The sequence below is a fragment of the Streptomyces sp. NPDC058525 genome (genome assembly GCF_042719495.1).
Lineage (GTDB): Bacteria > Actinomycetota > Actinomycetes > Streptomycetales > Streptomycetaceae > Streptomyces.
On sequence record NZ_JBHXNP010000017.1, the window covers coordinates 48,100 to 61,143 of the forward strand.

The 13,044-nt window shown below is 72.8% G+C and carries 9 protein-coding genes and 2 pseudogenes; 7 read left to right on the forward strand and 4 right to left on the reverse strand.

The genetic code is table 11. The features are described 5' to 3' along the window. Nucleotides 1–421: 421 nt before the first annotated feature. A complete protein-coding gene (locus ACFWP3_RS11595) occupies nt 422–817 on the reverse strand; it encodes a cell division protein SepF (RefSeq protein ID WP_384218973.1) in 396 nt (131 codons plus the stop codon). Nucleotides 818–984: 167 nt separating this feature from the next. Here ACFWP3_RS11595 and ACFWP3_RS11600 point away from each other — a divergent pair, with 167 nt between their 5' ends. Both ACFWP3_RS11600 and ACFWP3_RS11605 read left to right on the forward strand, forming a co-directional pair. Further along, on the forward strand, nt 985–1,704 hold the full coding sequence (locus ACFWP3_RS11600; RefSeq protein ID WP_384218975.1) for a DUF2470 domain-containing protein: 720 nt from the start codon (nt 985–987) through the stop codon (nt 1,702–1,704). Nucleotides 1,705–1,787: 83 nt separating this feature from the next. Next, entirely contained in the window at nt 1,788–2,708 is a 921-nt protein-coding gene (locus tag ACFWP3_RS11605) for an NADP-dependent oxidoreductase (protein WP_384218978.1), read from the forward strand. Nucleotides 2,709–2,799: 91 nt separating this feature from the next. Here ACFWP3_RS11605 and ACFWP3_RS11610 read toward each other — a convergent pair. Then, a pseudogene (locus tag ACFWP3_RS11610) lies at nt 2,800–4,016 on the reverse strand (LLM class flavin-dependent oxidoreductase). 158 nt (nt 4,017–4,174) lie between these two features. Continuing rightward, entirely contained in the window at nt 4,175–5,197 is a 1,023-nt protein-coding gene (locus ACFWP3_RS11615) for an ABC transporter permease (protein WP_384218980.1), read from the reverse strand. Here ACFWP3_RS11615 and ACFWP3_RS11620 point away from each other — a divergent pair. The 4 genes and pseudogenes from ACFWP3_RS11620 to meaB all read left to right on the forward strand — a co-directional run. After that, a pseudogene (locus ACFWP3_RS11620) lies at nt 5,145–5,827 on the forward strand (ROK family protein); the annotation flags it as partial. The gene ACFWP3_RS11615 and the pseudogene ACFWP3_RS11620 sit on opposite strands and share 53 nt — an antisense overlap. Before the next feature lie 34 nt (nt 5,828–5,861). Continuing rightward, nucleotides 5,862–7,727, forward strand: a complete 1,866-nt coding sequence (locus tag ACFWP3_RS11625) for a methylmalonyl-CoA mutase family protein (protein ID WP_384218983.1) — start codon at nt 5,862–5,864, stop codon at nt 7,725–7,727. Then, the gene (scpA, locus tag ACFWP3_RS11630) at nt 7,724–9,928 is read left to right on the forward strand and encodes a methylmalonyl-CoA mutase (protein WP_384218985.1); all 2,205 of its coding nucleotides are present in this window, start codon (nt 7,724–7,726) and stop codon (nt 9,926–9,928) included. Before ACFWP3_RS11625 ends, scpA begins: the two co-directional genes overlap by 4 nt. Nucleotides 9,929–9,938: 10 nt before the next feature. Then, a complete protein-coding gene (meaB, locus tag ACFWP3_RS11635) occupies nt 9,939–10,919 on the forward strand; it encodes a methylmalonyl Co-A mutase-associated GTPase MeaB (RefSeq protein WP_384218988.1) in 981 nt (326 codons plus the stop codon). 219 nt (nt 10,920–11,138) lie between these two features. On the opposite strand, the gene ACFWP3_RS11640 is transcribed toward meaB, so the two are convergent. Beyond that, nucleotides 11,139–12,140: an asparaginase gene (locus ACFWP3_RS11640; RefSeq protein WP_384218990.1), complete on the reverse strand. Its 1,002-nt coding sequence runs from the start codon at nt 12,138–12,140 to the stop codon at nt 11,139–11,141. A 119-nt stretch (nt 12,141–12,259) separates the two neighbouring features. On the opposite strand from ACFWP3_RS11640, the gene ACFWP3_RS11645 reads away from it, so the two are divergent. Further along, on the forward strand, nt 12,260–12,715 hold the full coding sequence (locus ACFWP3_RS11645) for an Lrp/AsnC family transcriptional regulator (RefSeq protein ID WP_384218992.1): 456 nt from the start codon (nt 12,260–12,262) through the stop codon (nt 12,713–12,715). Nucleotides 12,716–13,044 lie beyond the last annotated feature (329 nt).

Genomic DNA, 13,044 nt, shown 5'->3' on the forward strand with positions numbered 1-13,044 from the left:
CAGCGCGACAGGCTGCCCCGCGTCAAGCGGGCCCGGAACCTCGGCGTCGAACGTGCCGGAAGGCCCTGCGGGCAACTGAGCAGGGACGACCGCGGGACGCGCGGCGGGAGCGCCACCGAACAGGCCCGGAGCCCCACCGGCAACGGCGCCCGGAGACCCGGCGTCAAGCGCGGCCGAAGGGCCGGCGTCGAGCGGGGCGGGGAGCTCTGCTCGAAGTGCGGCGGACTGCCCTGCGGCAAGCGCGGCAGGCCGGGCCGCGGGGGGTGGGCTGGGCTGCGGGCCGGCGGGTGCGCCAGGCGGCTGGGGGGCCAGGGGTGTGGGGGTTGGGCGGGGTGTGGGGAGGGTGGTGTCCATGCGGCGGACGGTACGGGCCGCCGGACCCCGCACGGGCCCGGCGAACCGTTACCTCGCGACGACCTTCCTACGATCGGGGGACGGCCGCGGCCGCGATCCCCTCGACCTCGGTCCCGACCGGCGCCAGCAGGAAGACGTTCCGGTCCACCCGGTGCATCCCGCTGCCCAGCCCGAAGACCACACCGCTGCTGAAGTCCAGGATCCGCTTGGCCACTTCGCTGTCGGCCCCGGACAGGTCCAGCAGCACCGGGATCTGCGCGATCAGGTACTCCGCCACCTCCCGCGCGTCCGCGAAGATCTGAACCCGGATCACCACGAAGCGCCGCTGCTCCGCCGCCGACGCCCCGGGCGCCTTGGGGATCGTGCGGTGGTCCACCCGCGAGGGCCATTCGTTGCGGCTGCGCAGGGGGACCACCTGCGCGAGCCCCTCCCACTGTTCGTCGGTGACGTCGTACCTGCTCACCGGGCCGCCTCGGCCACGCGCTTCATGTGCATCCCGCCATCCTCTCGCGTTTCACCCGTTCAGCCCAACACCGACACGAACCAGACCGGCGCGGGCCGACTACCCCCGACGAACGAAATAGGTTAGGTTAGGCATACCTAAGTTCTCGGGATGATGGAGAGATCCAGATGCGCATGTCCGGTGCCCCTGCCGCCGCACCCGCCCGGCCCACCGACGCCGAGCGGGTGCGGTCGATCCTGGCCGCCGCCCACTCCATGACCGCGGTCACCGACGGGCTGCGCTCCGAGGTCCGCCACCTCGACGGTGGCGACCCGATGGGCCGCCTGCACCTGCATCCGGCCGAACCGGGCGGCGAATCCGAGCACCGGGCCGCGATCCGGCTGGAGTTCACCGACGTCGCCCCGACCCCGGTGCGCGACCGGGTGCGGGCCCGGGTGACCATCGTCGGCCGCCTGCTCACCCCGTACGTCGGCGACAGCACCGACCTCGGCAACGAGAGCACCTGCATGGAGTTCGGACAGGCCGTCCTGGAGACGGCGGACGGCCTCTCCTACATCGGGCTCGAAGAGCTGGACGCGGCCGGCCCCGACCCGCTGGCCCCCTACGAGGCCGGCATGCTCACGCACCTCCTCGACGACCACCCGGATCTGGTCACCCTGCTGCTGCGCCTGGTCCAGCCGCTGCCCACCGCCTCGGTGCTGCGCGCACTGCCCGTCGCCATGGACCGGTACGGGATCACCCTGCGGCTCGAGGAGCGCAGCGGCCACCGCGATGTACGGCTGCCCTTCCCCTCGCCGCTGGACGACGTGGAGCAGTCGGGGGCGCAGATCCAGGCCCTGTTCAGCGCTGCGCGGCGGCGTTCGCACCGCAACACGCTGCCCGCCTGAGACCTGGCCGGAAACAGCCGGGGCCGCCGAGCCTCCGGGAACAGCCGGGAATAGCGGCCGGCCGCGCCCCGTTGGCGGTGATCATGAAGGCCATCAGCTACAGCGCATACGGAACCGCCGCCGATCTCACCCTCGTTGACGCACCGGATCCCAAGGTCGGACCGGGCGAGGTGCTCGTCCGCGTCAAGGCCGCCGGGGTCAACCCGGTGGACTGGAAGCTCGCCGCCGGATACCTCGACCCGATCCTCGAAGTCCGCTTCCCCGTCATACCCGGCTGGGACGTCGCCGGCATCGTCGAGGCGGTCGGCCCGGACACCTTCGACTACGCCGTCGGCGACGAGGTCTACGGATACGTCCGCAAGGAGTGGACCGAGCTCGGCACCTACGCCGAACTGGTCACCGCCCCCGTCCGGACCCTCGCCCCCAAACCCCGCGAGCTGACGTTCGAACAGGCCGCGGGCATCCCGCTGGCCGGGCTCACCGCCTACCAGTCGCTGCGCCGCGTGAACGTCGAGGCCGGCGAGACCGTCGTGATCCACTCCGCGGCCGGGGGCACCGGCTCCCTCGGCGTGCAGATCGCGGTCGCCCTCGGCCTGCGCGTCATCGGCACGGCCGGCGCGCACAACCACGACTACCTGCGCTCCCTCGGCGCCGAGCCGGTCCTGTACGGGGACGGGCTGGCCGACCGCATCCGCGAGCTGGCGCCCGAAGGCATCGACGCGGGCCTCGACTTCTACGGTGACGGCGCCGTCGAGCTGCTGCAGTCGCTGGTCAAGGAGCGCGACCGGGTGGTGTCCATCGCCGACTACGAGGCGGCGGCCAAGGGCGCGCACCAGCTGTGGGTACGTCCCGACACCTCCGACCTGACCTTCCTCGCCGTCCTCGCGGACAGCGGCCGGCTGACGGTCAACGTCGAGCATGCGCTGCCGCTCGCGGAGGCCGCCAAGGCGTGGGAGCTGAGTGCCTCGGGCCGGACCCGCGGCAAGATCGTGCTGACGGTGTGACCGTCCGACGACGCGCGGGGGCGGCCCCCTCGGACCGCCCCCGCACCACAACCGCCCCGTCTCCGCCTCCGCGCCCGGACGGGGCGGCCGGTCAGCCGCCGACCGGGCCGCGCGGGTCGGCGCCCGCGCCCGCGCTTGTGCTCGCGCTCGCGCTCGCGCCTGAGCTCGCGCCGGCGTAGCGGTTGGCGGGACGCGGCAGGCCGTAGTTCTCGCGCAGGGTCCGGCCGGAGTACTCCGTACGGAAGAGCCCGCGCCGCTGGAGGATCGGCACGACCTGGTCGACGAAGTCGGTCAGGCCGGTGGGCAGGACGGGCGCCATGATGTTGAAGCCGTCGGCGGCGCCCTGCGTGAACCACTCCTGGAGCTGGTCGGCGATCTGCTCGGGGGTGCCCGCGAAGGTGCGGTGGCCGCGGCCGGCGCCGAGGCGGGCGATCAGCTCGCGCAGGGTGAGGCCGTCACGGCGGGCGAGCTCGGCGACGAGGGTGAAGCGGCTCTTGTTGCCGTTGATGTGCCGCTCTTCGGGCAGGTCGGGCAGCGGGCCGTCGAGGGGCAGCCCGGTCAGGTCGACCTTCAACATGCCGGAGAGCTGGGCGAGGCCGTACTCGGGCACCTGGAGGTCGGTGAGCTGCTGAACTCCTTGCCGTCCTCGGAGGATCCGGCCTGCACCAGGAGCGGGTGGCCCTGGGGCGAGCGCGGGACGTTGAGCGGTCCGGCGACGCCGAAGTACTCGCCGCGGTGGGCGGCGGGGTGCAGCTTGTCGGTGTCGGCGTAGATGCCGCGCTCCTTGTCGAGGACGATCGCGTCGTCCTCCCAGCTGTCCCAGAGCTTGGTGGCCACCTCGAGGAACTCGCGGGCCCGGTCGTAGCGGAGGTTGTGCGCCAAGTGCTCGTCGCGGCTGAAGTTGCGGGCCTCGTCGACGGTGCCGGAGGTGACGATGTTCCAGCCGGCGCGGCCGCCGCTGATGTGGTCGAGGGAGGCGAACTTCCGGGCCAGGTTGTAGGGCTCGTTGAAGGTGGTGGAGACGGTGGCGATGAGTCCGATGTGCTCGGTGACGGCCGCGATCGCGGAGAGCAGCGTCAGGGGTTCGAAACCGCCGACGGCGTTGTAGCGGGCCTTGCCCCACAGGGCGACCCCGTCGGCGAAGAAGATCGAGTCGAGCAGGCCGCGCTCGGGGGTGCGGGCCAGGTCCTGGAAGTAGCGCAGGTTGGTGACGCGTTCGGGGGTGCTGTCCGGGTGGCGCCAGGCGGCGTCGTGGTGTCCGGCGTTCATGAGGAAGGCGTTGAGGTGGAGGGTGCGGGGTGCGGTCATGACTGTTCCCGGGTTCTGTGGCGAGACCTGCGGCCTCGCGGGGGGTGGTGTGTGATCGGCGGGGGCTGGGCTGAGGACGCGGACGCGGAGCGGGCGGGCCACGCTCGGGTGCGCCGCCCGCGCGGCCCGCGCGGCCCGCGCCGCCCGCGCCGGGGGCGTCAGGCGGGGACGCGCCAGAGGCTGAGCCGGCGTTCGACCGTCACCAGCAGCTGGTTGAAGGCGACGCCGATCGCGGAGATCGTGATGATGCCCGCGTACATCTGCGGGATCGCGAAGTTGAACTGCGAGGCGTTGATCAGGTAGCCCAGGCCCGCCTTCGCGCCGATCATCTCGGCGGCGACGAGGACGAGGATGGAGACGGCTCCGGCGAGCCGGATCCCGGTGAAGATCGCCGGTACGGAGGCCGGAAGGATCACCTTCTGGAACAGGCGGGGCGTGGAGAGGTCCATCGACCGGGCGAGCCGGATCAGGGTGGGGTCGGCGTTGCGGACGGCGCTGATGGTGTTGAGCAGGACGGGCCAGAGGCAGGCGTAGACGACGATCGACACCTTCGAGGTCTCGCCGATGCCGAGGAGCAGGACGAAGACCGGGAGCAGCGCGAGGGCGGCGGTGTTGCGGAAGACCTCCAGCAGCGGCCCGAGGAAGTCGGCGAGGGGCCGGTACCAGCCGATCAGCAGGCCCAGCGGGACGGCGAGGGCCACGGCGATGCCGAAGCCGCCGAAGGAGCGGATCAGACTGGCCTGGGTGTGGTCGGCGAGCTGTCCGTCCCCGGCCAGCTCCCACCAGGCGACGGCGACTTCGCTGATGGGCGGCAGGAAGGTGGCGTCGACCAGGCCGGCGCGCGGGGCGATCTCCCAGAGGGCGATCAGGGCGAGGATCGCGGCGGTCCGCACGGCGACGGACTTCAGGACCCGTACGACGGCCAGCGCGGCGGCCTTAGTACGGGCGACTGCTGGGGCCTTGCCGACGGGGTCGGGGCCGGCCTCGGTCGGGGCTTCGCCGGCCGGGGCACGGGCCGGGCCGGCCCCGACGGGGTCCTCGCCCGTGCCGGCCGGGGCCTGGCCCGGGGCGGCCGGGGCCTGGCCCGGGGCGGCCGGGGCCTGGCCCGGGGCGGCCGGGGTACGGTCCCCGCTCGGCGCCGAGCTGTCGGCCGCGCTCGGGCTGCCGGTGCGCGTCGACAACCACGCCCGGGCCGTCGCCCGGGCCGAGATCCTGTTCGGCCGGCCGGAGGCCCGCGGCAGTCTGGTGCACCTGTTCATCGGCAACGTCGTCGACGCCGCCTTCGGCATAGGGGGACCGTGCACCAGGGCCCGGGCTCGGCCGCCGGGGACGTGGCCCACCTGCCGGTGCCCGGGTCGGCGGCCCCCTGCGCGTGCGGACGTACGGGCTGCCTCCAGGCGACCGCGTCCGACACCGCGCTGGTCGCCGAGGCCGTGCGCCGGGGGATCGTGCCGGATCCGTCCGTCACCCTGCTGGTGGACGCGGCCGCCACCGGCGACCCGCGCGCCGACCGGCTGCTGCGCGAGCGCGCCCGCGCCGTGGGCCGCGCGGCGGCCCTTCTGTTGGATGTCTTCAATCCGGCGATCATGGTCGTGACCGAGCTGTCGAGCGTCCTCGACGAGGGTTGCCTCGAGGAGATCCGCACCGCCGCGACGGCCCTCTCGCACGTCTGCGACGACCCCGAGCGGATCGTGGTCCCGCACGCCGGACCGGCCGTCCTCCCGGAGGCGGCCGCAACAGTGCTGCTCAGCCGGGTGTTCGATGATCCCGGCCGCTCAAATGAGAGGGCGAGATCACACCCGTCGGTATAGTGCCGCTTGAGCGTCCTCCCCTACATTCGAGGCCATGACGGTCCTGCCTGACGACGGGCTCTCCCTGGCCGCCGAGTTCCCTGTCGCGACACATGAGCAGTGGCAGCGCCTTGTAGAGGGCGTACTGCGCAAGTCGGGCAAGGAAGCCTCCGGCGAGGCCGCTGAAGAAGCGTTGTCCACCCAGCTCGAGGACGGGCTCACCACCCGCCCGCTGTACACCGCACCGCCCGACAGGTCGGCTGCCGACACCGGCTTCCCCGGATTCGCCCCCTTCGTACGGGGCGGCAGGCCGGAGGGCACCACCGCGAACGGCTGGGACGTGCGCCAGCGCCTGGTGGGCACCGACCCGGCCCGTCTGAACGAAGCGGCCCTCGCCGACCTGGAGAACGGGGTCACCTCCCTCTGGGTGACCACGGGCCGCGCCGGAATCCCGGCCGGCGGCCTCGACCGCGCGCTGGACGGGGTCTACCTCGACCTGGCCCCGGTCGTCCTGGACGCCGGAGCCGACTACGCCGAGGCCGCCCGTACGCTGCTGGCCCTGTACGCCGAGCGCGGCGTCTCCCCCGAGGCCGCACGCGCCTCCTTCGGCGCCGACCCGCTGGGCCACGAGGCCCGTACGGGTGAGGCCCTGGACCCGGCCGGCGCCGTGGAGCTGGCCCTGGAGGCCGCCGCCGGCTGGCCCGGCGTCCGCGCCCTGACCGTCGACGCCCTGCCCTACCACGAGGCCGGCGGCAGCGCCGCCGAGGAGCTGGCGCTGTCGCTGGCCACCGGTGTCTCGTACCTGCGGGCCCTCACCGAGGCCGGCCTGAGCACCGAAGCGGCCCTCGGCCAGCTGGAGTTCCGCTACGCGGCCACCGCCGACCAGTTCCTCACCATCGCCAAGCTGCGCGCCGCGCGCCGGCTGTGGTCCCGCGTCGCCGAGGCCTCGGGGGCCCCGGCGGCCGGCGCCCAGTTCCAGCACGCGGTGACCTCGCCGGTGATGATGACCCGCCGCGACCCGTGGGTGAACATGCTGCGCACCACCGTGGCCTGCATGGCCGCGGGCGTGGGCGGAGCGGACGCCGTCACCGTGCTCCCCTTCGACCACGAACTGGGCCTGCCGGACGCCTTCGCGCGCCGGATCGCCCGCAACACCTCCACGATCCTGCTGGAGGAGTCCCACCTGGCCCGCGTGATCGACCCGGCCGGCGGCTCGTACTACGTCGAGCGGCTCACGGACGAACTCGCGCACGCGGCCTGGGAGTTCTTCCAGACCCTGGAGAAGGCCGGCGGCCAGGCCGCCGCCCTGCGCTCCGGGCTGGTCGCCGAGCGGCTCGCCGCCACCTGGGCCGCCCGCTCGAAGAAGCTGGCCAAGCGCCGCGAACCGATCACCGGTGTCAGCGAGTTCCCGCTGCTGTCCGAGAAGCCCGTCGTCCGCGAGAGCGCTCCGCCCGCGCCCGCCGGCGGCCTGCCGCGCGTCCGGCGCGACGAGGCGTACGAGGCCCTGCGCGCCCGCAGCGACGCGCACCTGGCCGCGACCGGCGCCCGGCCGCGGATCTTCCTCGCCGCCCTGGGCCCGGCGGCCGCGCACACCGCACGGGCCACCTTCGCCTCGAACCTCTTCCAGGCGGGCGGCGTCGAACCGGTCCACGACCCCGTGTCGGTCGACGCGGCGACGGCCGCCGAGGCCTACGCCGCGAGCGGGGCGGACGGCATGGCCGTGCTCTGCTCCAGTGACACGCTGTACGAGGAGCACGCCGAGGCGGTGGCCGCGGCGCTGCGCTCGGCGGGCGCCACGACCGTGTTCCTCGCCGGCAAGCCCGGCACCGCAGGGGCTTCCGTGGACGAGTACGTCTTCGCCGGCTGTGACGCCGTCGCCGTGCTGTCCTCCGTACTCGACCGGATGGGAGTGCCGTCTTGAGCATCCCCGATTTCTCCGAGCTGGCGCTCGGCCCCACCGCCGCCGCCGGGATCTCCGAGGACCAGTGGCGCGCCTCGGTGAAGGAGTCCACCGGCACCGCGGCCGCGGACCTGCTGTGGGAGACCCCCGAGGGCATCGGCGTCAAGCCGCTGTACACCGGCCGCGACGTGGAGGGCCTGGACTTCCTCGAGACGTACCCGGGCGTGGCCCCGTACCTGCGCGGCCCGTACCCGACGATGTACGTCAACCAGCCCTGGACGATCCGGCAGTACGCCGGCTTCTCCACGGCCGAGGAGTCCAACGCCTTCTACCGGCGCAACCTCGCCTCCGGCCAGAAGGGCCTGTCGGTCGCCTTCGACCTGCCGACGCACCGCGGCTACGACAGCGACCACCCTCGGGTGACCGGCGACGTCGGCATGGCGGGCGTGGCGATCGATTCGATCTACGACATGCGGCAGCTGTTCGACGGGATCCCGCTGGACAAGATGTCGGTGTCGATGACGATGAACGGCGCGGTGCTGCCGGTCCTCGCCCTCTACATCGTGGCGGCGGAGGAGCAGGGCGTCTCCCCCGACAAGCTCGCCGGGACCATCCAGAACGACATCCTCAAGGAGTTCATGGTCCGCAACACCTACATCTACCCGCCCAAGCCCTCGATGCGGATCATCTCCGACATCTTCTCCTTCACCTCGCAGAAGATGCCCCGGTACAACTCGATCTCCATCTCCGGCTACCACATCCAGGAGGCCGGAGCCACGGCCGACCTGGAGCTCGCGTACACCCTCGCCGACGGCGTGGAGTACCTGCGGGCCGGCCAGGCCGTCGGGCTGAACGTGGACGCGTTCGCGCCGCGCCTGTCCTTCTTCTGGGCGATCGGCATGAACTTCTTCATGGAGGTCGCGAAGCTGCGCGCGGCCCGTCTGCTGTGGGCGCGCCTGGTCAAGCAGTTCGACCCGCAGAACGCCAAGTCGCTTTCGCTGCGCACCCATTCGCAGACCTCGGGCTGGTCCCTCACGGCCCAGGACGTCTTCAACAACGTCACCCGCACCTGCATCGAGGCGATGGCCGCGACCCAGGGCCACACCCAGTCGCTGCACACCAACGCCCTCGACGAGGCGCTCGCGCTGCCGACGGACTTCTCGGCGCGCATCGCCCGCAACACCCAGCTGCTGCTCCAGCAGGAGTCGGGGACCTGCCGGTCGATCGACCCGTGGGGCGGCAGCGCGTACGTGGAGAAGCTGACGTACGACCTGGCGCGCCGGGCCTGGCAGCACATCGAGGAGGTCGAGGCGGCCGGCGGCATGGCGCAGGCCATCGACGCGGGCATCCCGAAGCTGCGCGTCGAGGAGGCCGCGGCGCGTACGCAGGCGCGGATCGACTCGGGCCGGCAGCCGGTGATCGGCGTGAACAAGTACCGCGTGGAGAACGACGAGGCGATCGACGTCCTGAAGGTCGACAACTCCTCGGTGCGCACCCAGCAGATCGCCAAGCTGCGGCGGCTGCGCGAGGAGCGCGACGAGGCGGTCACCCAGGACGCGCTGCGGGCGCTGACGCACGCGGCGGAGCAGGGCTCGGCGGGCCAGGGGCTGGAGGGCAACCTGCTCGCCCTGGCGGTGAACGCGGCGCGCGCCAAGGCCACGGTGGGTGAGATCTCGGACGCACTGGAGAAGGTGTACGGGCGGCACGCGAGCCAGATCCGTACGATCTCGGGTGTGTACCGCACCGAAGCAGGCGAGTCCCCGTCCGTGGAGCGCACCCGTGCCCTCGTCGACCGGTTCGAGGAGGCGGAAGGCCGCCGTCCGCGCATCCTGGTCGCCAAGATGGGCCAGGACGGGCACGACCGCGGCCAGAAGGTGATCGCGACGGCCTTCGCCGACCTGGGCTTCGACGTGGACGTCGGCCCGCTGTTCCAGACTCCGGCGGAGGTGGCCCGCCAGGCCGTCGAGGCCGACGTCCACGTCGTGGGCGTCTCCTCCCTCGCGGCCGGCCACCTGACCCTCGTACCGGCGCTGCGCGAGCAGTTGGCGGAGGAGGGCCGCGAGGACATCATGATCGTCGTGGGCGGGGTCATCCCGCCGGCCGATGTGCCGACGCTGCTGGAAATGGGCGCGACGGCGGTGTTCCCGCCGGGAACGGTGATCCCGGACGCGGCCCACGACCTGGTGACGCGGCTGGCCGCGGACCTGGGCCACGAGCTGTAGGCGGCCGCCGGTGCCGAAGATCGACATCGAGGCGTACGCGAAGGGCGTGCTCGACGGGAAGCGCGCGTACATCGCGCGGGCGATCACCCTCGTCGAGTCCACCCTGCCCGCCCACCGGGCGCTGGCGCAGGCGTTGTTGACGGAGCTCCTCCCCCATGCGGGGAAGGCGCGCCGGATCGGGATCAGCGGGGTGCCGGGGGTGGGCAAGTCCACCTTCATCGACGCGTTCGGCACGATGCTGACGGGGCTGGGCCACCAGGTGGCGGTCCTCGCCGTCGACCCGTCGTCCAAGCGGACGGGCGGCTCCATCCTCGGCGACAAGACGCGGATGGAGCGGCTCGCCGTGGACCCGGCGGCGTTCGTCCGCCCCTCGCCGTCCGCCGGGACCCTGGGCGGCGTCGCGAAGGCCACCCGCGAGTCGATGATCGTCATGGAGGCGGCGGGCTACGACGTGGTCCTCGTCGAGACGGTCGGCGTCGGCCAGTCCGAGACCACGGTCGCGGGCATGGTCGACTCCTTCCTCCTGCTGTCGCTGGCCCGTACGGGCGACCAGCTGCAGGGCATCAAGAAGGGCGTCCTGGAACTGGCCGACGTGCTGGCCGTCAACAAGGCGGACGGCCCGCACGAGCGCGACGCGAAGGCAGCCGCCCGCGAACTGTCGGGCGCGCTGCGGCTGATGCACCCGGCGGACGCGGCATGGACCCCGCCGGTGCTGACGTGCAGCGCCCGGGAGTCGGCGGGCCTCGACGAGATCTGGAACCGCCTCGAACAGCACCGCCGGCTGCTGGACGCGAACGGCCGCCTGGCGGCGAAGCGGGCGGCCCAGCAGGTGGAGTGGACCTGGTCGATGGTCCGCGACGAACTCCTGGACCGCCTGCGCGCCAACCCGGCCGTCCGCTCCCTGGCCCCCGGCCTGGAAGCCTCGGTCCGCGCGGGCACGGTCACCCCGACCTCGGCGGCGGACCAACTCCTGGCGGCGTTCGGGGCGTGAGAATGCTTTGAGCCCCGCCGGCGATTGAGGCGCGGAGCCCCGATCTTCAGCCCCGCCGGCGTTTGAGGCGCGGGGCCCGGGGCGGAGCCCCGAATCTTTGAGCCCCGCCGGCGTTTGAGGCGCGGGGTCCGGGGCGGAGCCCCGAATCTTTGAGCCCCGCCGGCGATTGAGGCGCGGGGCCCGGGGCGGAGCCCCGGCAGCCGGCCCGCAGGGCGGCGGCTACGCCCCGACCAGCACCGCCCCCGGCGCCCCCAGCACCTCACGCAGCACCCGAACCCGCTCATCGACCTCGCCGGAGGCGAGCAACGCGGACAGCACGGCGATCCGCGCCTGCCCGGCCCGCAGCGTCCCCGTCGGCACCGCACCCGCCGCCACCAGGTCCACGGCCCCGCCGTGCGTGTAGATCTCGGTGACCGGCCCGGCCATGACCCGCGTGGTCAGCGCGACCAGCACCCCGCGCCCGGCTGCGGCCTTGACCGCGTCCACGATCTCCGGCGTCGCGTTGCCCGCGCCCGTCCCGACGAGGACGACACCGCGCGCCCCGGCCGCCACGGCCGCGTTCAGCAGCACCGCGTCGCCGTCGGCGTGGTGCACCACCACGTCCACGCGCGGCGGCAGCTCCGGCATGGCCGGCAGCGCCAGCGGCGCGGGCCGCTGCGGGGTGCGCAGCATGGTGACCTTGCCGAAGCCGATCTTCCCGAGCAGTTCCTTCGAGGGGTCGGCGAACGCGTCCAGCGCCACCGCCTGCGTCTTCACCGTGCCCCGCGCGGCATGCACCCGCCCCGCGAACGCGATCAGCACGCCCAGCCCGCGCGTGGTGGCGGCGGTGAGCAGCGCGTCGTACAGGTTCTCCGGACCGTCCCCATCCGCGGTGCCCATGGGCCGCTGCGAACCGGTGAAGACCACGGAGCGCGCGTCGTGGTGGTGCAGGTCGACGAGGAACGCCGACTCCTCCAGGGTGTCCGTGCCGTGGGTGACGACGATGCCGTCGACACCGGGGTCGGCGAGCACCTCGTGCACGGTGCGCAGCAGGGTGAGCTGGTGGGCGGTGGTGAGCCGCGGGCTGTTCACGCTGAACAGGTCCACCACCTCGACGGTGATGCCCTCGGGCAGCGGCGCGGTGGCCATGACCTCGCTGCCGTCGGCGTCCGCCGCGAATCCGGAGCCCTGCCAACGGCTGGCTATCGTTCCGCCGGTGCTGATGACGACGATCCGCCCCATGGCCGCGGCCACCTCTCACTCGCACGTATGTACCGAAACGGCAATGATAGAGAGATCTACGCGCAATGCGATTGCTTCTTTGACCGCTGCTGTAACAATGACTACGCGATAATTGCGCCATGGATTCAATCGACCGCGAAATCTTGCGCGAGCTCCAGGCGGACGGCCGCCTGAGCAACCAGGAACTGGCCCAGCGGGTCGGACTCACCCCGTCCCCCTGCATGCGCCGCGTGCGCCAGCTCGAACAGGACGGGGTGATCCAGGGCTACCGCGCCGTGATCTCCCCCGAGGCGGTGGGCCGCGGCTTCGAGGTGCTCGTCTCGGTGGAGGTCCGCCGCGACCGCGAAGCGGTCGAGGCCTTCGAGGCGGCCCTCCAGGACATCCCCGATGTCATCGAGGCCTACCGCCTCTTCGGCAGCCCGGGCTGCCTCCTGCGCATCGCGGTGGCGGACCTGCGCGCGTACGAACGCCTGTGGATCGAAAAACTGACGGCCCTGTCCGGGGTGACCGAGGTCAACTCCCAGATCATCATGAAACGCATCAAGGAACCCACGGGCCTCCCCGTGGCCCGCTAGCTCGATCCCGGAACCACTGCTCCGCGGGCGCTGCCTTCGCCCATCAGGTGCTCGATGGCCGCGAGTACCTGCCGCAGCGCGGCGGGCCGGGCGGAGAGTGCCGCCAGCGAGACCACCGGCAGGGCGTCCGCGAAGGCGGACGTCGCGTCCCAGGTGGTGGGTGATCCACCCGAAGCTGAAGGCGAGGTCGTCCTCGTCCGGATCCTCGCGCAGCGACAGCGTCCAGACGGGACCCTCGGGACGAGCACACGGTGATCACCGCTGCCCCGGTACTGGGTCAGCTCGACGGCATAGACATCCGTCTGCCGCAACTGACGGTTCAGGAACTC

Excerpts from the sequence above, each read along its gene's own strand:
- ACFWP3_RS11600 (WP_384218975.1), top strand. The coding sequence starts at position 985 with ATGCGCATGTCCGGTGCCCCTGCCGCCGCACCCGCCCGGCCCACCGAC.
- ACFWP3_RS11640 (WP_384218990.1), bottom strand. The coding sequence starts at position 12,140 with ATGGGGCGGATCGTCGTCATCAGCACCGGCGGAACGATAGCCAGCCGT.
- ACFWP3_RS11625 (WP_384218983.1), top strand. The coding sequence starts at position 5,862 with ATGACGGTCCTGCCTGACGACGGGCTCTCCCTGGCCGCCGAGTTCCCT.
- ACFWP3_RS11645 (WP_384218992.1), top strand. The coding sequence starts at position 12,260 with ATGGATTCAATCGACCGCGAAATCTTGCGCGAGCTCCAGGCGGACGGC.
- ACFWP3_RS11605 (WP_384218978.1), top strand. The coding sequence starts at position 1,788 with ATGAAGGCCATCAGCTACAGCGCATACGGAACCGCCGCCGATCTCACC.